Source organism: Streptomyces ambofaciens ATCC 23877, from assembly GCF_001267885.1.
GTDB lineage: Bacteria > Actinomycetota > Actinomycetes > Streptomycetales > Streptomycetaceae > Streptomyces > Streptomyces ambofaciens.
The window spans coordinates 3421153-3440744 of record NZ_CP012382.1; the positions used below are offsets into that span (position 1 = coordinate 3421153).

The window sequence follows — 19592 nt, forward strand, 5'->3', positions numbered from 1 at the left end:
GCCCTCACCGGCTGGTCTGTTCTCCGCCGCCCCGGGTCGGGGCGGCGGGTGGCGCGTCAGGTGCGGGCCAGTTCCCGGTCCTCCTCGGGGCCCGAGCCCCGTTCCTCGGCCGTGCGCAGGCCCTCACCCTCGACGTCCACGTTGGGCAGCGCGCGGTCCAGCCACTTCGGCAGCCACCAGGCCTTCCCGCCGAGCAGCGCGAGGACCGCCGGGACGAGGGCCATGCGGACGACGAACGCGTCGAAGAAGACGGCGATCGCCAGCCCGAAGCCGATCATCTTGACCATCGCCTCGCTGGAGCCGATGAAGCCCGCGAAGACCGCCATCATGATGACCGCCGCCGCTGTAACAACCCTCGCGCCGTGCTTGAACCCGGTGACGACCGCCTGGTGGGGCTTCTCGCCGTGGACGTAGGCCTCCCGCATGCGGGTGACCAGGAAGACCTCGTAGTCCATCGCCAGGCCGAAGACCACGCCGACCATGAAGATCGGCATCATCGACATGACCGGACCGGTCTCCTCGACGCCCATCAGGCCGGACAGCCAGCCCCACTGGAAGACCGCGACGACCGCGCCGAGGGCCGCCATGACGGAGAGCAGGAAGCCGAGGGCCGCCTTCAGCGGGACCAGGATCGAACGGAAGACCACGATCAGCAGGAGGAAGGCCAGGCCGACGACCAGGACCAGGTACGGCACCAGCGCGTCGTTCAGCTTCTGGCTGACGTCGATGTTCATCGCCGTCGAACCGGTGACCAGGGTCTGCGCCCCCGTGTCGGCCTCGACGGCGCCGCCCGCGTCGCGGATGGCGTGCACCAGGTCCTCGGTCTGCACGGAGGACGGCTTGGAGTCCGGGATCACGGTGATCGTCGCGGTGTCGCCGGCCTTGTTGGGCGCGGGCGGGGTCACCGCCACGACGTCGTCGAGCCCCTTGATCTCGTTCGAGACGTCGGTGAACACCTGCTGGGGGGCGTCGCTGCCCCGGGCGTCCACGACGACCATCAGCGGCCCGTTGAAGCCGGGGCCGAAGCCCTCCGAGAGCAGGTCGTAGGCCCGGCGCTGGGTCGTGGACGTCGGCTGCGAGCCGTCGTCGGGCAGGCCCAGTTCCAGGGAGGCCGCGGGGACGGCGGCGGCCCCGAGACCGACGACGCCCAGCAGCAGGACGGCCAGCGGACGGCGGACGACGAAGCTCGCCCAGCGGGTGCCGAGGTTGGCCTTGGCGGGTCCGCCCTCGGCCTGCGCGTCCTTCTTCTTCCTGCCGCCGCCCAGCAGCCTGCTCTTCGCACCGGTCGGCTTGACCCGGCGGCCGGCGTAACCGAGCAGCGCGGGGACCATCGTCAGGGCGATCAGGACCGCGATGGCGACGGTGGCGGCCGCCGCGACGCCCATCTTGGTCAGCATCGGGATGTTGACGACCGCGAGGCCCACCAGGGCGATGACGACCGTGAGGCCGGCGAAGACGACCGCCGAGCCGGCGGTGCCGACCGCCCGGCCCGCGGCCTCCTCGCGCTCACGTCCCTCGGCGAGTTCGGCGCGGTAACGGGAGACGATGAAAAGGGCGTAGTCGATGCCGACCGCGAGACCGATCATCATCGCCAGGATGGAGGTGGTGGAGCCCAGCTCCAGCGCGCTGGCGAGGGCCGTGATGGAGGAGACGCCGATGCCGACGCCGATCAGGGCCGTGAGCAGGGGCAGTCCGGCCGCGACCAGCGAGCCGAAGGTGATGACGAGGACGACGGCGGCCACCGCGATGCCGATGACCTCGGTGGCGCCGGTGTGCGGGACGGCCTGGAGCGCGTCACCGCCGACCTCGACGGTCAGCCCGGCGTCACGCGCCTGCTGGGCGGCGTCCTCCAGGGCGTCCTTGGTGGAGTCCTCCAGCTCCATGCCGGAGACGTCGTACCGCACCGACGCGTAGGCGATCGCGCCGTCCTTGCTGACGGCCTTGCCCTGGTAGGGGTCGGCGACCGAGGCGACCTCGGAGCCGTCGGCCAGATCGGCGACGGCCTTCTCGACGGTGGCCTTGTGGGCGGCGTCCGTCATCTTCTCGCCGGACGGCGCCTTGAAGACCACGCGCGCGGTGGCCCCGTCGGCGCTCTGTCCCGGGAAGCGCTCTTCGAGCAGGTCGAAGGCCTTCTGGGCCTCGGTGCCGGGGATGGAGAAGGAGGTGGTGCCGGCGGGCGGGGCACTGGCCGCACCGACGCCGGCGAGCGTCAGCAGGGCCACCCATATCAGGGCGACGAAGTGCCGTCGGCGGAAGGCGAGCCGGCCGAGTTTGTAGAGGAACGTTGCCACGGGGGCGTACTCCCGGTCAGGTCGTGGGTCTTCAGGGCAGGGGTGATCAGCCCGACGACGTGAGCGGTTACGTCAGGTGGGGATCGCCTGGTGGGGGGGACGGGTCAGGAGGAGGGGGAGACGCCGAGGGCGGGGAGGATCACGGCGTCGATGTACGAGGCGAGGAAGGCCCGCGTGGGCGGCTGGTCGTCGAGCAGCGTGCGGGTGGCGAAACCGCCGACCATCATGTGCACGAGGAAGTCCAGCGCCGGACAGTCCGCTCTGATCTCGCCCCGGTCGACGGCGCGTTGCAGCAGGCGCCGGAACTCCGCCATCTCCGGTTCGACCAGTTGCTCCCGGAAGGCCTGGCGCAGGTCCGGGTTCTGGTGGAGTGCCATGGCCACGCCCCGCATCAGCGCGGAGTTCTGGGCCATGGTGCAGTCGTCCTCGCGGGCCATCAGCGCGTGCAGGTCGCCCCGGAGCGTGCCGGTGTCGACCTCGCTGATCTCCCCCGGCTTGTTGTGCCGTATGGCCTTGACGACCAGCTCGGGCTTGCCGCCCCACTGGCGGTAGAGCGTCGCCTTGCTGGAGCGGGTGCGGGCGGCCACGGCGTCCATGGTCAGGGCGTCGTAGCCGACCTCGCGGAGCAGGTCGAGCACGGCCTCGTACAGCTCGGCCTCGCGCTCGGGAGTGATCCGACTGCGGCGCACGGTGGCTGTCTCGGTCATCTCGCTCACTCCTTCCTCCACTCGGAACGACGGTCGGCAACTGTCAGTACGACACCGTTTCGTACAGGAAGAATGTACCCCGGCCCACTAGCGAAACGAAACGGTTTCGTACGTGGCTTGGGTCACGGTTGTCAGCTCCCCATAAGTTGCCGGTACCCCGTGCCCGGAAAAGCATGGGGCGGGTGAGTTATCTGCGCCTTCCCCACCTCAGTGGCGACCAGCTGTGCTTCGTGGCCGAGGACGACCTCTGGCTCGCGGACCTCGACGGTCCCGGCCGTGCCTGGCGGCTCACCGTCGACCGCGCCAAGGTCGGCCACCCGCGCTTCTCCCCCGACGGCCGCCACATCGCGTACACCAGCTGGCGCACTCTGGTGCCGGAGGTCCACCTCGTGCCCGTGGACGGCGGCCCCGGCCGGCGGCTCACCCACTGGGGCGGCCTCGACACACGGGTCTGCGGCTGGTCGCCCCCCGAGCCCGACGGCAGCACCGCCATCTTCGCCGTCGCCTCCCACGGCGAGCCCTTCTCCCACCTCACCTGGGCCTACAAGGTCGGCCCCGACGGCGACCCCGGCCGCAAGCTCCCCTGGGGCCCGGTCACCGACATCCAGGCCGCCGACCTCGACGGGGAACGCAGGACGCTCCTGCTCACCGGCACCCCGCCGCACGAACCCGCCTCCTGGAAGCGCTACCGGGGCGGTGCCACCGGCCGGCTCTGGCTGCACGGGCAGCGGCTCCTGCCCGACCTGGGCGGCCATCTGCACTCCCCCCTGTTCGTCGGCGGCCGGATCGCCTTCCTCTCCGACCACGAGGGCGTCGGCAACCTCTACTCGTGCGCCCACGACGGCTCCGACCTGCGCCGCCACACCGACCACGACGCCTTCTACGCCCGGCACGCCGCGAGCGACGGCACCCGCGTGGTGTACCAGTGCGCCGGCGACCTGTGGATCGTCGACGGCCTGGCGCCCGACTCGGTGCCGCGCCGGCTCGACGTCCGGCTGAGCGGGCCGCGCGCGGGACGCCGCACGTACCAGGTGCCCGCCGCCCAGCACGTGGGCGGCTTCTCCGTCGACGAGACGGGCCGGGCGAGCGCCGTGGTGGTGCGCGGCAGCCTGTACTGGCTCACCCACCGCGACGGACCGGCCCGCACCCTCGCCGACACCCCGGGGGTACGGGTGCGGCTGCCGGAGATGCTCGGGGCGAGCGGGCGGATCGCGTACGTGACGGACGCGGCGGGCGAGGACGCCGTCGAGATCGCCCACCTGCCGCGGGCGACCGGGGGCCGCGCGCCCCGGCGGCTGGCCCCGGGTGCGCTGGGCCGGGTCCTGGAGCTGGTCTCGGACCCGGCGGGCGAGCGACTGGCCATCGCCTCCCACGACGGCCGGCTGCTGCTGCTCGACGTCTCGGAGGAGGACGGGGAGGTCGCCCAGGCCCTGGACGCGGGGGGCACGGACGTTGCGGGTGAGGCGGGTCAGGCAGCGGATGCCGGGGGCACGGACGTTGCGGGGCAGGCGGGTCAGGCGGGTCAGGCAGCGGATACGGGGGACGCGCGGGACACGGCCGACGCCGGGGATGCGGAGCACCCGGGGAGCCCCGCCGAGGCCGAGCACCCGGCGGACACCGCCACCGCCGCCACCGCGACCACCCCCACCGGCACCCCCACCCCCACCCCCACCGGCACCGGCACCGGCACCGGCGACGCCCGGCCCCCCGGCGAGGCGGAGAACGCCGGGGACAGCGGCCCGGCGGGGGACGCCCCCACCGGCACCGCCTCGGGCCACGTCACCGAGCTGGTCCGGTCCGACAACGGCCCCGTGCGCGACCTCGCCTTCTCCCCGGACGGGGCCTGGCTCACCTGGTCGCACCCGGGCATCGGACGCTCGCTGCGGCAGATCAGGATGGCCCGCATCGACGGGCCGGAGGGCCCCCTCGTCGTCGACGTCACCAACGGCCGCTTCGAGGACGAGAACCCGGTGTTCACCCGGGACGGCCGCTACCTCGCCTTCCTCTCCTGGCGCGGCTTCGACCCGGTGTACGACGTGCACACCGGCGACCTGTCCTTCCCGCTGGGCTGCCGCCCCTACCTGGTGCCGCTCTCCTCCGCGACCCCCTCCCCCTTCGCGCTGAACCCCGAGGGCCGCCCCGCGGCCGGCGGCCTGGACCCGCTGGACGACGAGCCCGGCGAGGGCGGCCCGGTGACCGTCGAGGTGGAAGGGCTGGAGAGCCGTGTGACACCGTTCCCGGTCACCGCCTCCAAGTACTCGGCGCTGCACCCGGTCGCGGGCGGCGGCCTGGTCTGGCTGCGCTGGCCGATCTCGGGCGCGCTCGGCGAGACCTTCGCCAACCCCGCGGACCCGAGCGAGCGGCCGACCCTGGAGCACTTCAACCTCGCCAAGGCCAGGAAGTCCGAACTGGTCGACCACCTCGACTGGTTCCGGGTCAGCGGCGACGGCACCCGCCTGGTCGTCCTCGACGAGGGCGACCTGCGCGCGGTGCCCGCCACCGAGGCCGGCGACGGCGACACGACCACCTGGATCGACCTGCGCCGCATCCTGCACGAGGTCGACCCGGGCGCCGAGTGGCGCCAGGCCTACGACGAGGCGGGCCGCCTGATCCGCGCCTACTTCTGGGACCCCGGCATGTGCGGCATCGACTGGGACGCGGTGCTGGACCAGTACCGTCCGCTGGTCGAACGGGTCGCCTCCCCGGACGAGTTCGCCGACCTGCTCCGCGAGGTCCTCGGCGAGCTGGGCACCTCCCACGCCTACGTCGCCGCCGCCCGGCGCAACGAGGGCCCGGCGCACTACCAGCGCCGGCAGGGCCTGCTCGGCGCCAACCTCGTGTGCCGGGACGGGCGGTGGCTGGTCAAGCGCATCCTGCCCGGCGACTCCTCCGACTCCAAGGCCCGCTCACCGCTGGCCGGTACGGGCATCCGCGAGGGAGCGGCGCTCACGCACGTCGACGGCCGGCCGGTCGACCCGGTGGCGGGTCCCCACCCGCTGCTGGCGGGCGCGGGCGGTACGACGGTGGAGCTGACCTTCGCACCGGCGGAGGGCGCTGCCGGGCCGTCCCGGCGGGTCGCCGTCGTACCCCTCGTCGACGAACGTCCGCTGCGCTACCAGGACTGGGTGGCCAAACGCCGCGAGGTGGTGCGGAAGTTGAGCGACGGCCGCTGCGGCTACCTGCACATCCCCGACATGGGCGGCTCCGGCTGGGCGCAGTTCAACCGCGACCTGCGCATGGAGGTCTCCCGGCCGGCGCTGATCGTGGACGTGCGCGGCAACGCGGGCGGGCACATCAGCGAACTCGTCATCGAGAAGCTGACCCGCACCATCCTGGGGTGGGACCTGACCCGCGACGCGCAGCCGGTGTCGTACACCTCCAACGCGCCCCGCGGGCCCGTCGTGGCGGTCGCCGACGAGGCGACGTCCTCCGACGGCGACATGATCACGGCCGCGTTCAAGCTGCTGCGGCTCGGCCCGGTGGTCGGCCAGCGCACCTGGGGCGGGGTGGTCGGCATGACCGGCCGGCACCGCCTCGGCGACGACACGGTGATCACGGTGCCCATGAACGCGGCCTGGTTCGACGCCTACGGCTGGTCCGTGGAGAACTACGGCGTCGCCCCCGACGTCGAGGCCCTGCGCACCCCGCTGGACTGGGCCGAGGGCCGCTACCCGGTGCTGAACGAGGCGGTCCGGCTGGCGCTGGAGCTGCTGGAGACCGACCCGCCCGCCACGCCGCCCGGCTACGAGGACGTACCCGACCGCTCCCGCCCGCCGCTGCCGCCGCGGACCTGAGGCGCGCCCAAGAGGCAGGGAGCCGGGGGCACGAAGAAGGGGCGCCTCCCCGTGGAGGGCGCCCCTTCGACTCGGCCTCGACGCGTCAGGCGTCGTAGCTCTCCTCGAGACGCTCGTCCGCGTCGCGGCGGCGCGAGGACGGGTCCCGCTCCTCCGTGGCCCGGCGACGCGCCGGGTCCATCTCGTCCTCGTCGGGACGGCGGTCACGGTTCTGGAACTGGTCCTTGGCCTGCTCGGCCCGCTGCTTGCCCTGCTGCTGCATGCGCTCGGCCTTGTCCTGGAACTGGTCCTTCATACCCATGTGGGTTCACTCCTGTGCTGATCGGGCCCGACCGGATCGGCCGGGCGCTCGATCAGATTCACATGAGCGGTGACCGTACGCATGTCGATCACTTACGGACCGTAGCCGCGCCCGTCCGCTGCTGTTCGTCGGCCGCCCCGCCCGCGCCGACCAGTCCGACGCGCACGTTGTTCAGCCGGTCCCCGAAGCGCCGCATCTCGCGCTGTCCGACGGTGCCGATGACGGCCGGCAGGTAACCCCGCACGCCCTGCATGCCGCGCAGCCACCACTGCCCGTAGACGTGGGCGGAGCGGCGCTCTATGCCCTCCACGAGCCGGTCGACCGCCGGACCCAGCGGATAGGTCTTGTTCGACGGCCAGGGCAGCCGCTGCCGCAGCTCGCGCATGACGTCGTCCTGGTCGGCGCCGCGCACCATGTCGGTGTCCGTCCACGACAGGTAGCCGACGCCGACCCGCACGCCCCGGTGGCCGACCTCACCGCGCAGACTGTGCGCGTACGCCTCCACACCGGACTTGGAGGCGCAGTACGCCGACATCATCGGCGCGGGGGTGAGGGCGGCGAGGGACGCGACCTGGAGCAGGTAGCCACGGCTCTCCAGCAGCGCCGGCAGGAAGGCGCGGCCCGTCACCGCCGAGCCGATGAGATTGACCTCGATCACCCGCCGCCAGGACTCCGGGTCGGAGTCGACGAAGGGTCCGCCGGTGGCGACGCCCGCGTTGGCGACGACGATGTCGATCCTGCCGAAGCGTTCCTTCACCTCCTGGGCGACCCGGGCCATCGCCTCGTGATCCGTGACGTCGGCGTGCCAGTGCTCGCTCTCGCTGTGCAGCCGTGCGGAGACCTGCTTGAGCGCGTCCGGCTCCAGGCCGACCAGGGCGAGCTTCACCCCGCGCGCGGACAGCTTGCGGGCCAGCAACTCCCCCACGCCCCGCGCCGCTCCGGTGACGACGGCCACCCGTCCTTCCAGGCTCACCCTGCTCATGCGCTCTCCTCGGCGTGTACGGCGATCTCGGCTGTCTCGGTCGTCCGGGCCCGTCCGACGCGCCCGGCGCCCTCGACGCCCTCGGTGCCCTCGGTGCCCTCGGTGCGGTCGGTGCCGTCGGTGCGGTCGGTGCCGTCGGTGCGCCCGGTGGGCAGGTGGGCGGCGGCGAGGGCGCGTATCTTCCCGGTGACCAGGTCCGGCGCCTCCACCGGTGTCATGTGGCCGACGCCGGGAAGCTCCGTCAGGCCCACGCAGTTCGGCAGCGCGGCGGCCAGCGCACGGGCCTGCACCGGCGGGGTCAGCCGGTCGGCGGTGCCCACCACGACCTCCACCGGCATCCCCAACTCCCGCACCCCCTGGTCGAGGTCGAGCAGGTCCAGCACCTGCGACCAGGCGTGCCGCACCCCGCGCGGACAGGCGTGCACGATACGGGCGCAGGCCTCCACCATGTGCGGGGCCGAACCGGGGCCCAGCGTGCCGTACTTGAGGATGCGGCGCGCGAGCGGTGTGACCGGGCCGAGCGGCGCCCGGGAGCCGAGGATCCGCCGGGTCAGCCAGGTCCGCACCCGGCCCTCCCCGAGCGGTACCACGGTCGAGGACGCCACCAGCCGCGAACTGCCCGTGCTGCACAGCAGGACGGCCGCCGCGTGCGCCCGCACCCTGGGCCGGGTCGCGGCGGCCATCACCGTCATGCCGCCCATGGAGTGCCCGGCTATCACCGCCTGTTCGCCCGGCGCGAGTGTGGCCGCGAGGACGGCTTCGAGGTCGTCGGCGAGGGCCTCGGTGCCGCAGGCCGGGTTGGCCGGGCTGCGGCCGTGGCCGCGCTGGTCGTAGGCGATGACCCGGTGGTCGGCGGCCAGCGCGCGGATCTGCGCCGCCCAGAAGGCGGTCGAGCAGCACCAGCCGTGCGCGAGGACGACCGCGGGCGCGTCCTCGCGGCCGTGCACCTCGACGTGTATGCGGGCGCCGTCGGCCGCGACGACGGTCCTCTCGTGGGCGGGGACGGGCGGGACGTACGGCCCGGCGGCGTCGTGCAGAAGGCGGCTCACGCGCTCACCCCGGTGCTCTGCCCCGCGCCCTGCCCGGCGCTCTCCCCGGCGGCGGCCCCCGTGACGGCCGGCGCCCGCAGCACCTCGTACTCGGCGAGGTCCACGCGCCGCGTCGCCCGCCGGAACTCGGCGGTCGTGCCGGGCCAGACGGTGGTGTTGCGCCCGCTCGCGTCCAGGTACCAGCTGGTGCAGCCGCCGGTGTTCCACACCGTGCGCTTCATGCGCTCCTGCACCCGGTGGTTCCAGTTCCGCACGGCGGCGGGGCGGGCGTCGAGGGCGGTCCGGCCGCCGAGGACGTTCAGCTGGCGCAGGTAGTCAGCCAGGTAGTTCAGCTGGGACTCGATCATGAGGATCATGGAGGAGTTCCCGAGCCCGGTGTTGGGCCCGATGATCGTCATGAAGTTGGGGAAGCCGGCCGCCGAGGCCCCGCGCAGGGACTCCATGCCGCCCTTCCAGCTCTCGGCGAGCGTCCGTCCGTCCGCGCCCACGACGCGCTCGGCGATGGGCATGTCGGTGACGTGGAAGCCGGTGCCGAAGATGATCGCGTCGGCCTCCGTCTCGGTGCCGTCGGAAGCGACGAGGGTCGAGCCGCGCACCTCGCCGAGCCCGCTCGCGACGACGTCGACGTTGGGCTTCGCGAGTGCCGGGTAGTACTCGCTCGACAGCAGGATCCGCTTGCAGCCGATGCGGTAGTCGGGGGTGAGCTTGGCGCGCAGGGCCGGGTCCTTGATGGCGGCGCCCATGTTGCGCTTGGCGATCTGCTCGACGAAGCCCAGCTCGTTCGGGTGCTTGGTGAACGCCTGCACCTGGAGCTCCCGGATCCCCCACAGCAGTCCGCGGCGCAGCTTGGTGGTGAAGGGCAGCGCCCGGTGCAGGGCCCGCTCGGCACCGCTGATGGCCCGGTCCATGCGGGGCATCACCCAGGCCGGGGTGCGCTGGAAGAGCGTGAGGCGGCCGACCTTCGGCTGGATGGACGGCACGATCTGGATCGCGGAGGCGCCGGTGCCGATCATGGCGACCCGCTTGCCGGTGAGGTCGTAGTCGTGGTCCCAGCGGGCCGAGTGGAAGACCTTGCCGGGGAAGGAGTCCAGCCCCGGGATGTCCGGGACCTTGGGGTCGGACAGCGGCCCGGTGGCGGAGACGACGACGTCGGCGGTGAGGTTCCCGCTCGCGGTCTCGATCTCCCACCGCAACCGCTCGCCGTCCCACTCCATCCGCTTCACCTCCGAGTCGAAGCGGATGTGGGGGCGGAGCCCGAAGGTGTCGGTCACGTGCTCCAGGTAGGCGCGGATGTGCTGCTGCCCGGAGAAGGTGCGAGGCCACTCGGGGTTGGGGGCGAAGGAGAAGGAGTACAGGTGGGAGGGCACGTCACAGGCACACCCGGGGTAGCTGTTGTCCCGCCAGGTGCCTCCGACGCTGTCCGACCTCTCCAGGACGACGAAGTCGGTGATCCCCTCACGGCGCAACCGCACGGCGGCCCCCAGCCCACCGAAACCGGACCCGATCACCGCCACCCGCACGTGTTCCTGAACCTGCTCGTGCTCGGCCATCCCGAAAGCCTCCACGCGTCGCCTAGAACTCTGCCAGTGAACACTGGCGCAATGGGAGAGTAGAACAGCTCCGTACTCATGGGTAGGGGGCGCGGCGAGGAAAGTTACCCGCGGTACGACTTAAGGTCGGGGCGTGACCGAGAAGCGTGAATACCGCATGGAGGAACTGGCCCGGCTGGCCGGCATCACGGTGCGCACCCTGCGCTTCTACCGCGAACGCAAACTGATCCCGCCGCCCCGGCGCGAAGGCCGCATCGCCTGGTACGACGACCACCACCTGGCCCGCCTGCGCACCATCGCCGCCCTCCTGGAACGCGGCCACACCCTCAACGGCATCGCGGAACTCGCCGACGCCTTCGACCACGGCCGCGACGTCGGCGACCTGCTCGGCCTCGGCGAACCCACCGAGGAGACCCCGGTCCGCCTCACCCCCGAGGAACTCGCCGCCCGCTTCGAGGGCGAGGTCACCCCGGAGAACCTGGCCGCCGCGATGGACCTCGGCTACCTCGGCACCGACGGCGACGAACTCGTCCACATCAGCCACCGCCTGCTGGAGGTCTCCTCGGCCCTGGTCCGCGAGGGCATCCCGCTCGGCGAGGTCCTCCGGGCCGGCGCCCGCGTCCGCGAACACGCCGACGCCCTGGCCGACCTCTTCGCCGACCTGATCCTGCGCCACGCCCCCGCCCAGGAACTCGACCGCCTGCGCCCCCTCGCCCGCAGCGTGGTCGAGGCGGAACTGTCCCTGGCGATGGACCGGCGGATACGCAAGCGCGCCGAGGACGAGTGAGGCGACCGGCCTAGCGGTCGTAGACGACCGTCACGGGCGCATGGTCGGACCAGCGCTCGGCGTGCGTGGCGGCCCGCTCGACATACCCCTTGACGGCCCGCGCGGCGAGCCCGGCCGTGGCCAGCTGGTAGTCGATGCGCCAACCCGAATCGTTGTCGAAAGCCCGCCCCCGGTACGACCACCACGAGTACGGCCCCTCGACGTCCGGGTGCAGGGCGCGCACCACGTCGACGTAGCCGCCCTCGGCCGGGTCGAGGACGCGGCCGAGCCACTCGCGTTCCTCCGGCAGGAACCCGGAGTTCTTCTTGTTGGCGCGCCAGTTCTTCAGGTCGGCCTCGCGGTGGGCGATGTTCCAGTCGCCGCAGACCACGACCTCGCGGCCGTCGGCGGCGGCGCGCTCGCGCAGTTCCTTGAGGTAGGCGAGGAACTCGCCCATGAAGCGGACCTTCTCGTCCTGGCGCTCGGTGCCGACCTCGCCGGAGGGGAGGTAGAGCGAGGCCACCGTCACACCGGGCAGGTCGGCCTCGACGTAGCGGCCGCTGGTGCCGAACTCCGTCGAGCCGAACCCGACCTGGACGCGGTCGGGCTCGCGGCGGGTGTACAGGGAGACGCCGGCCCGGCCCTTGGCGGCGGCGGGGGCGTGCGTGACGTGCCAGCCGTCGGGCGTACGGACGTGCTCGGGGAGCTGCTGGGGCTCGGCCCGCACCTCCTGGAGGCACAGCACGTCGGCGGAGGTGTCGGCGAGCCACTCCACGAAACCCTTCTTCGCGGCGGCGCGCAGACCGTTCACATTCACGGAGGTCACGGTGAGCACCAGGGCACGATACCGGCACACTGGACGGTGCCCCGATCCCGGATCTCGCATCGATATACGGTAGGTAGCATGAACATACGCCGGGTCCCCTTCGACCACCCCGACGCCGTGAAACTGAACGACGAGGTCCAGGCCGAGTACGACGTCCGCTACGGCGACGGCGGCGACGCCACGCACCTGGACCCGGCGGACTTCGCGCCGCCGAACGGCCTGTACCTGATCGCGTACGACGAGAACGACGTCCCGGTCGCCTCCGGCGGCTGGCGCGGCCGGGACGCCAACGACGAGGGCAACCTGGACGGGGACGCCGAGCTCAAGCGGATGTTCGTGATCGAGCAGGTGCGCGGGCGCGGGCTGGCCCGCCGCATCCTGGCGGCCCTGGAGGAGGACGCGCGCGCGGCCGGCCGGACCCGCATGGTGCTGGAGACCGGCACCAAGCAGCCGGAGGCCGTGGCCCTGTACACCTCCAGCGGCTACGAGCCGTGCGGGAAGTTCGGCTACTACCGCTTCCACGAGGACAGCCTCTGCTTCGCCAAGGCCCTCCAGGTCCCGCGGGGCGCGTAACGGCGAAGGGCGGGCCCGTCGGCGCGCCCGGCGAGGGCCCCCGTGGGCGCGGCGACGCGTCCACGGCGACGGTCTCGCCCTCGCCGCCCGCGACCCTCGCGCCGGTGAGGTCGAGGTCGTAGGTGTTCTGCGTGGGCTGGTCGGTCTCGGCGTACTTCGCGCAGTCGCCGCTCTGCGCGCCCTTCACCGGCTTCAGCGAGAGCGTCCGGCCGGTGCCCTGGCGGTAGTCGGCGCCCGCCCGCAGCGCGCCGGCCTCCTCGGCGCCGACGGCGTCGAAGCCGTAGTGGAAGACGTCGCCGAGTGCGAAGCCGGCGGTCCGCACGGATGGGTCTCGGCCCCAGGGGGCGGGACATCGGGCCGGAAACGACGAAGGTCCCGTCCGATCGTGATGATCGGACGGGACCTTCGCCAATGTGCGTGGACCTGAGGGGATTTGAACCCCTGGCCCCCTCGATGCGAACGAGGTGCGCTACCGGACTGCGCCACAGGCCCTTGCAACGAGTGAAACTTTAGCACCCCGACCGGCCTGCTCAAAAATCGCTTCCGGGAGCCGGGAGGGGGTGGCCCCGGCGGGGCTATTCGTTGGCGGCGCGGGGGCGGTCGCCGTCCTCGTACTGGTCGAAGAGCGGCGTCCGGCCCCGTTCCCGGGCCCGGCGGGCGGACGCGGCCCGGCGGACGCCGCTGCGGCCGGGCGTCTCCGGCCGCTCCTCGGCCTGGGCGGCGGGGCGCTCCGGCCCGGGGTCGGCCGCCCCGTCCCGCTGCTCGGGGGTGACGGCACTGGACCGTGCCGAGCTCCACGCGTCCGGCGCCGAGAGGTCCACGTCCGGTGTGGCGCGGGGGGCGACCGGCGCGGTCACGTAGGTGGGCAGGGGCACCGGCACGGGGTCCCAGCTGTCGCCCTGGGGCCGCCGCTGCCGCTCGCGCTGCTGGTCGACCCACTCGGCGTGGTCGGTCTGCTCGACCAGCGCACGCCGGTCCGCGGCGAGCGCCGACAGACCCGCGTCGGACTCCGCCTCGGGCCCCTCGTCCGGCTCCTCGGCGTCCGGGTCGCCGACGGGGGCGGCCGGGTCGGCGGGCGTGCGCCTGCGGGGGCGGCGGTCGTGCAGGCGCTGGGCGGCGACCTCGGCCTGCCGGCGGTCCATCTGGAAGGCGAACCGGCGGCGCTCCTGCGCGCGCAGGTAGGCGATGTAGGCGCTGAGCAGCACCGCGGGCACACCGGGGGCCCACAGGAACGCGAGCCCGCCGACCGCCGCGACGACCGAGCCGAGCGTGAAGGCGAGGAAGAGCATCACGGTCGTACGCCGTCGGCGCGCGAGCGCCTTGGTGCGCCGGGCACGGGCCGCGGCCGCCGGCGATTCGGGCGCGCGCCGGGCCTGGGGCACGCGCTTGCGCGCCGCCGCCGCACCGCCCCGGGGCGTCTGCCCGGGCTCCGCGGACCGCTCGGGCTCCCGGGCCCGCTCGGCGTCCGCGGACGGCTCGGGCTCGTGCGTCCGCTCCGGTTCCGGGGACGGCTCGGGTCCGGCGGAGGGCCCGGGTCTGCGGCCGTGCGCGTGCGCCCCCGCGTCCGGCTGGGAGTACCGGCGGGTTCGGGACACGGCGAAGGCCCGGACGTCCACCGAGTCGGTGACGGCGTCCGGGGCGTCGGCGTCGGGCTCCGCCTCGTCGGCGGAGCGGGACCGCAGGTCCTTGGCGTACCGGCGCTCCATGCCCGCCCGTCCGGACAGCAGCCGGATGGCGGTACTGAAGCGTTCCGTCGGACGGGCCTCGTTCAGCTCGTCCTGCCTACGGAGCCACATCGGCACCAAGTAGGCGGCCCAGGCCCCGACGATGACTGCGTAGATGAGGCCACTGCTGCTCACGCCTCACACGGTAGAGGGGTTTGCGCGAGGCCATCCGCCAATTGGGCCGGTGTGTCGCACGATCTGGCTGATATTTCGAACTTTTTTTGTGATCGATGCGATCAGCACACCGCCAGGGCCGCGAATTTATCCGTTCGGGACGGTCACGGTCCGATCATTTTCGAACGTTTATTCAATTACCGGAGTTCCGCGCGCTCCGGTCCCGCGACCGGTGCCAGCGTCGCAGCAGGCCCTCGGGGACCTCTTCCGCGGTGAGCGCGAAGACCAGATGGTCGCGCCAGGCTCCGTCGATGTGCAGATAACGCGGCCTGAGGCCTTCCTCGCGGAATCCGAGTTTCTCCACGACCCGGCGGCTGGGCGCGTTCTCGGGGCGAATACAGACCTCGACCCGGTGCAGTCCGACGGTACGGAAACAGTGGTCCACCGCCATCGCCACGGCCGTCGGCATCACCCCGCGGCCCGCCACCGCCTCGTCCACCCAGTAGCCGACGTGCCCGGAGCACATCGAGCCCCAGGTGATCCCGGCCACCGTCAACTGCCCCACCAGGCGGCCCTGGTACTCGATGACGAAGGGCAGCATCCGGCCGGCGTGCGCCTCGGACCTGAGGTGCCGCACCATCTGGCGGTAGGTCGGCCGGTGCACGAGCGGACCGCCGGGCGTGGGCGGCGGAATCGTCGCCTCCCACGGCCGCAGCCAGTCCCGGTTGCGCCGGTTGACCTCGCGCCAGGCCCGCTGGTCGCGCAGCTTTATCGGCCTGAGGACGAGATCGCCGTCCACCAGCTCCACGGGCCAGGATGGGCTGTTCAGCTCGCACCCCCGTCGCCGGCCGGTCTGGGGTGGTCGCCCCCGCGGATCTGGTCGACCGCGTGCCTGAGCAGCGGCTCCAGCACGGCGAGGCCGTCCTTCACCCCGCCGGACGATCCCGGCAGGTTGACGATCAGCGTGCCGCCCGCCACTCCCGCCAGGCCCCGGGAGAGCGCCGCGGTCGGCACCTTGTCCCGGCCGTACGCCCGCACGGCCTCCGCGATGCCGGGGACCTCGTGGTCGATCACCGCACGCGTCGCCTCGGGGGTGCGGTCGGTGGGCGAGATGCCGGTGCCGCCGGTGGTGACGATCACGTCGTAGCCCGCCTCGGCGCCTGCCCTCAGGGCGGCCTCGACGGGGTCGCCGTCCGGGACGACCCGGGGGCCGTCGACGGTGAACCCGAAGCGGCGCAGGCCCTCGGCGATCAGCGGGCCGCCCTTGTCCTCGTAGACCCCGGCAGCGGCCCGGTTGGAGGCGGTGACCACCAGTGCGCGGTAGCTCATGACCGGCTCCAGTCGCCCGACTTGCCGCCCGTCTTCTCCTCCACCCGTACGTCCGTGATGACCGCTCCCTTGTCGACCGCCTTGACCATGTCGATCACGGTGAGCGCGGCGACGGTGACCGCCGTGAGCGCCTCCATCTCGACGCCCGTGCGATCCGTCGTCCGCACCGTGGCGGTGATCTCCACGGCGTCGTCCGCGACCGACAGGTCCAGTTTCACACCGGAGACCGACAACGGGTGGCACAAAGGGATCAGGTCCGGGGTGCGTTTGGCGCCCATGATGCCCGCGATCCGCGCGGTGGCCAGGGCGTCGCCCTTGGGGACGCCCTGGCCGCGCAGCAGCTCGACCACGCGGGGGGCGACGAGGACGCGTCCACTGGCGCGCGCGGTGCGTGCGGTCACGTCCTTGCCGGACACGTCGACCATCCGGGCGGCGCCCGCCTCGTCGATGTGCGTCAGCCGGGCCCGCGGGTCGTGCGCGTCCTGGCCGTCGTGCGGGGGTCGGTCCTGCGTACTCATGCTCGTGTGGCGCTCCCGGTCCGGGCCCGGCGCGGTGCGGCGCGTGGGCCTGCTGTGCGCGACACGCTACCGCCAAGAGGGCGGGGTCAGCCGAGCAGGACCACTTCGACCTCGGCGCCGGGCTCGACGGTCTCGGTGTCCTCCGGCACGACGATCAGCGCGTCGGCGTGCGCCAGGGCGGCCACGAGATGGGAGCCGGCGCCGCCGACCGGGGTGACCGCGCCGTCGGCGAAGGTGCCGCGCAGGAACTGCCGGCGTCCCTTCGGCGAGGACAGCGCCTCGTCCGCGGTCAGCGACGCGGTGGTCGTCGGGCGGTGGACGTCGGGGAGCCCCATGAGGGTGCGGATCGCCGGGCGGACGAAGAGCTCGAAGGAGACGTACGACGACACCGGATTGCCGGGCAGGGCGAGGAGCGGGGTGTGGTCGGGGCCGATGGAGCCGAAGCCCTGGGGCTTGCCGGGCTGCATGGCGAGCTTGCGGAAGTCCACGCCGCTGCCCGGCTCGTCCTCGTCGGCGACGTGCGCCAGCGCCTCCTTGACCACGTCGTACGCCCCGACGCTCACCCCGCCGGTGGTGACCATCAGGTCGGCGCGGACCAGCTGGTCCTCGATGGTGGAGCGCAGGGTCTCGGCGTCGTCGGCGACGGCGCCCACCCGGTAGGCGATCGCGCCGGCGTCGCGGGCGGCGGCGGTGAGGGCGAAGCTGTTGGAGTCGTAGATCTGGCCGGCGGCCAGTTCCTCGTCGGGCTGGACCAGTTCGCTGCCGGTGGAGAGCACCACCACGCGCGGACGCGGTCGCACGCGGACCCTGCCCCGGCCGATCGCGGCGAGCAGGGCGATCTGCGGCGGGCCGAGGATCGTGCCGGCCTCCAGGGCGCGGGCGCCGGACCTGACGTCGCTGCCCTTGGCGCGTACGTGCGCGCGTGCCTCGGCCGGCCGGTACACGTGGACCTGGCCCTCGGCGCCCTCCGGGGCGAGGCTGCGGGCGCGCATGCCGGCCGCCGGGCCCTCGCCGAGCCCGCCGTCGGTCCACTCCACGGGGACGACGGTCTCCGCGCCGGGCGGGAGCGGGGCGCCCGTCATGATGCGGGCGGCCTGGCCGGGGCCCACGGACGGCGGGTCGGCCCGGCCCGCGGCGACGTCCCCGACGACCTCCAGGACCGCGGGGAACTCCTCGCTCGCGCCGGTGACGTCGGCGACCCGCACCGCGTACCCGTCCATGGAGCTGTTGTCGAACGGCGGCAGGGAGAGCGGCACCGTGATGTCGTCGACCAGGACGCAGCCCTGGGCGTCGAGCAGGTTCAACTCGATGGGTTCCAGGGGGCGGACGGTGGCGAGGATGTCGTCCAGGTGGTCCTGCACCGACCACAGCCGGTCCGGACCGGAGTCCGCCGCGGTGTGGTCGTGGCCCGTGTCACGGTGCGCGGTACTGCTCAACGTCGCTACATCTCCTCGGCTACGTAACTGCGAAGCCAGGTCCGGAAGTCCGGGCCCAGATCCTCACGTTCGCACGCGAGTCTGACAATGGCCCGCAGATAGTCGCCGCGGTCGCCGGTGTCATAGCGGCGGCCCTTGAAGACGACGCCGTGCACCGGGCCGCCCACCTTCTCGTCCTCCGCGAGCTGCTGGAGGGCGTCGGTCAGCTGGATCTCGCCGCCGCGGCCGGGCTCCGTCGTGCGGAGTATGCCGAAGATGTGGGGGTCGAGGACGTAGCGGCCGATGATGGCGTAGTTGGAGGGGGCGTCGGCCGCATCGGGCTTCTCGACCAGCCCGCTCACCTTGACGACGTCGCCGTCCTCGGTGGCCTCGACGGCCGCGCAGCCGTAGAGGTGGATCTGCTCGGGCGCGACCTCCATGAGGGCGATGACACTGCCGCCGTGCTGCTCCTGCACGTCGATCATGCGCTGCAGCAGCGGGTCGCGGGGGTCGATCAGGTCGTCGCCGAGCAGGACCGCGAAGGGCTCGTCGCCGACGTGCGGGGCGGCGCACAGCACGGCGTGGCCGAGGCCCTTGGGGTCGCCCTGGCGGACGTAGTGGATCATGGCGAGGTCGCTGGACTCCTGGACCTTGGCCAGCCGGCCGGCGTCGCCCTTCTTCTGGAGGGCGGACTCCAGCTCGTAGTTGCGGTCGAAGTGGTCCTCGAGAGGGCGCTTGTTGCGGCCCGTGACCATGAGGACGTCTCCGAGGCCGGCGGACACGGCCTCTTCGACCACGTACTGGATCGCCGGCTTGTCGACGACCGGCAGCATCTCCTTGGGAGTGGCTTTCGTTGCCGGCAGGAACCGGGTACCGAGCCCGGCTGCGGGGATGACAGCCTTGCTGATCCTGGGGTGGGACTGAGTCATGCGCGACACCATATCCGGTGCCAATAGGGAGAATCTGTGACTCCGGACCATCGGCGCTCATATGAGCGCATTAGAGCGGCTGAGGAGTGAGCAGTGCGTCACATCGGTCCCGGGAGCGACCCTGACAAGCGCACGTTGCGGCGGGAGTTCCTCGCGGCGAGGAGCAGGTTGACCGCGGATGACGTGCGGGAATCGGCGGACGCACTGGCCGCGCGGGCGCTCGCGTCGCCGGAGGTGGCGGGGGCGCGCACCGTGGCGGCGTACGTGTCCGTGGGCGCCGAGCCGGGCACCCTCACGCTCCTGGACGCGCTGCGCGCGCGGGGCGTGCGGGTCCTGCTGCCCGCGCTGCTGCCGGACAACGACCTGGACTGGGGCGAGTACACCGGCGAGGGCTCCCTCGCGCGCGTGCGGCACGGGGGGCGGATGGCCCTGTGGGAGCCCGCCGGGGAGCGTCTGGGGCCGGACGCGGTGACCGGGGCCGGGGTGGTTCTGCTGCCGGGGCTGGCGGTCGACGCGCGCGGCATGCGGCTGGGTCGCGGCGGCGGCTCGTACGACCGGGTCCTCGCGCGCCTGGAACGGGCGGACACGCGTTGCGCGCTGCTGGTGCTGCTGTACGACTGGGAGGTCGTCGCGCACGTACCCGGGGAGCCGCACGACCGGCCGGTGGACGCGGTGGTGACGCCCTCGGGGGTGCGGCGGTTCCGCTGACCGCGGGCGCACACGG

At 73.1% G+C, this 19592-nt stretch carries 17 protein-coding genes and 1 tRNA gene; 4 read left to right on the forward strand and 14 right to left on the reverse strand.

Translation table 11 applies throughout. The annotated features are described in order from the left end of the window. Positions 1-56 precede the first annotated feature (56 nt). Complete coding sequence (locus SAM23877_RS15145; RefSeq protein WP_053132532.1) at positions 57-2291, reverse strand: MMPL family transporter; 2235 nt, start codon at positions 2289-2291, stop codon at positions 57-59. 104 nt (positions 2292-2395) lie between these two features. Further along, positions 2396-2998 (reverse strand): TetR/AcrR family transcriptional regulator, encoded by a 603-nt coding sequence (locus tag SAM23877_RS15150; RefSeq protein WP_053132535.1) that lies wholly within the window; start codon positions 2996-2998, stop codon positions 2396-2398. A 173-nt stretch (positions 2999-3171) separates the two neighbouring features. Between SAM23877_RS15150 and SAM23877_RS15155 the strand changes: the two genes are divergently transcribed. Then, a complete protein-coding gene (locus tag SAM23877_RS15155; RefSeq protein WP_053132538.1) occupies positions 3172-6792 on the forward strand; it encodes a S41 family peptidase in 3621 nt (1206 codons plus the stop codon). An 85-nt stretch (positions 6793-6877) separates the two neighbouring features. Here the strand turns inward: SAM23877_RS15155 and SAM23877_RS15160 are convergent, their stop codons facing one another. From SAM23877_RS15160 to SAM23877_RS15175, 4 genes are all read right to left on the reverse strand, one after another. Continuing rightward, positions 6878-7093, reverse strand: coding sequence for a hypothetical protein (locus SAM23877_RS15160; RefSeq protein WP_053132540.1), 216 nt, complete (start codon positions 7091-7093; stop codon positions 6878-6880). An 88-nt stretch (positions 7094-7181) separates the two neighbouring features. Further along, the gene (locus SAM23877_RS15165) at positions 7182-8075 is read right to left on the reverse strand and encodes an SDR family oxidoreductase (protein ID WP_053132542.1); all 894 of its coding nucleotides are present in this window, start codon (positions 8073-8075) and stop codon (positions 7182-7184) included. Beyond that, positions 8072-9124 carry an alpha/beta fold hydrolase gene (locus SAM23877_RS15170; RefSeq protein WP_079030219.1) on the reverse strand — a complete coding sequence of 351 codons (1053 nt, stop codon included), beginning with the start codon at positions 9122-9124 and terminating at the stop codon, positions 8072-8074. Before SAM23877_RS15170 ends, SAM23877_RS15165 begins: the two co-directional genes overlap by 4 nt. Then, positions 9121-10674, reverse strand: coding sequence for a flavin-containing monooxygenase (locus SAM23877_RS15175; protein WP_053132544.1), 1554 nt, complete (start codon positions 10672-10674; stop codon positions 9121-9123). The genes SAM23877_RS15170 and SAM23877_RS15175 overlap by 4 nt, the downstream gene beginning before the upstream one ends. 133 nt (positions 10675-10807) lie before the next feature. Between SAM23877_RS15175 and SAM23877_RS15180 the strand changes: the two genes are divergently transcribed. Then, on the forward strand, positions 10808-11461 hold the full coding sequence (locus tag SAM23877_RS15180; RefSeq protein WP_063796780.1) for a MerR family transcriptional regulator: 654 nt from the start codon (positions 10808-10810) through the stop codon (positions 11459-11461). 10 nt (positions 11462-11471) lie between these two features. Here the strand turns inward: SAM23877_RS15180 and SAM23877_RS15185 are convergent, their stop codons facing one another. Further along, complete coding sequence (locus tag SAM23877_RS15185) at positions 11472-12275, reverse strand: exodeoxyribonuclease III (RefSeq protein WP_053132547.1); 804 nt, start codon at positions 12273-12275, stop codon at positions 11472-11474. 69 nt (positions 12276-12344) lie between these two features. On the opposite strand from SAM23877_RS15185, the gene SAM23877_RS15190 reads away from it, so the two are divergent. Then, a complete protein-coding gene (locus tag SAM23877_RS15190) occupies positions 12345-12839 on the forward strand; it encodes a GNAT family N-acetyltransferase (protein WP_053132549.1) in 495 nt (164 codons plus the stop codon). Between the two features lie 418 nt (positions 12840-13257). Here SAM23877_RS15190 and SAM23877_RS15195 read toward each other — a convergent pair. The 7 genes from SAM23877_RS15195 to galU all read right to left on the reverse strand — a co-directional run bounded on the left by SAM23877_RS15195 (position 13258) and on the right by galU (position 18868). Further along, positions 13258-13331 (reverse strand) — tRNA-Ala (locus SAM23877_RS15195). An 83-nt stretch (positions 13332-13414) separates the two neighbouring features. After that, positions 13415-14698, reverse strand: a complete 1284-nt coding sequence (gene sepX, locus SAM23877_RS15200; RefSeq protein WP_053132552.1) for a divisome protein SepX/GlpR — start codon at positions 14696-14698, stop codon at positions 13415-13417. A 172-nt stretch (positions 14699-14870) separates the two neighbouring features. Beyond that, on the reverse strand, positions 14871-15476 hold the full coding sequence (locus SAM23877_RS15205) for a GNAT family N-acetyltransferase (RefSeq protein WP_053142501.1): 606 nt from the start codon (positions 15474-15476) through the stop codon (positions 14871-14873). A gap of 26 nt (positions 15477-15502) precedes the next feature. Continuing rightward, a complete protein-coding gene (locus SAM23877_RS15210) occupies positions 15503-16006 on the reverse strand; it encodes a MogA/MoaB family molybdenum cofactor biosynthesis protein (protein WP_053132568.1) in 504 nt (167 codons plus the stop codon). Beyond that, positions 16003-16524, reverse strand: coding sequence for a cyclic pyranopterin monophosphate synthase MoaC (gene moaC, locus SAM23877_RS15215; RefSeq protein ID WP_053132571.1), 522 nt, complete (start codon positions 16522-16524; stop codon positions 16003-16005). Before moaC ends, SAM23877_RS15210 begins: the two co-directional genes overlap by 4 nt. Positions 16525-16610: 86 nt before the next feature. Next, positions 16611-17960, reverse strand: a complete 1350-nt coding sequence (glp, locus tag SAM23877_RS15220; RefSeq protein WP_418080499.1) for a molybdotransferase-like divisome protein Glp — start codon at positions 17958-17960, stop codon at positions 16611-16613. Positions 17961-17965: 5 nt separating this feature from the next. After that, positions 17966-18868: a UTP--glucose-1-phosphate uridylyltransferase GalU gene (gene galU / locus SAM23877_RS15225; protein WP_053142505.1), complete on the reverse strand. Its 903-nt coding sequence runs from the start codon at positions 18866-18868 to the stop codon at positions 17966-17968. Between the two features lie 93 nt (positions 18869-18961). Here galU and SAM23877_RS15230 point away from each other — a divergent pair, with 93 nt between their 5' ends. Then, positions 18962-19576, forward strand: coding sequence for a 5-formyltetrahydrofolate cyclo-ligase (locus SAM23877_RS15230; RefSeq protein ID WP_053132578.1), 615 nt, complete (start codon positions 18962-18964; stop codon positions 19574-19576). Positions 19577-19592 lie beyond the last annotated feature (16 nt).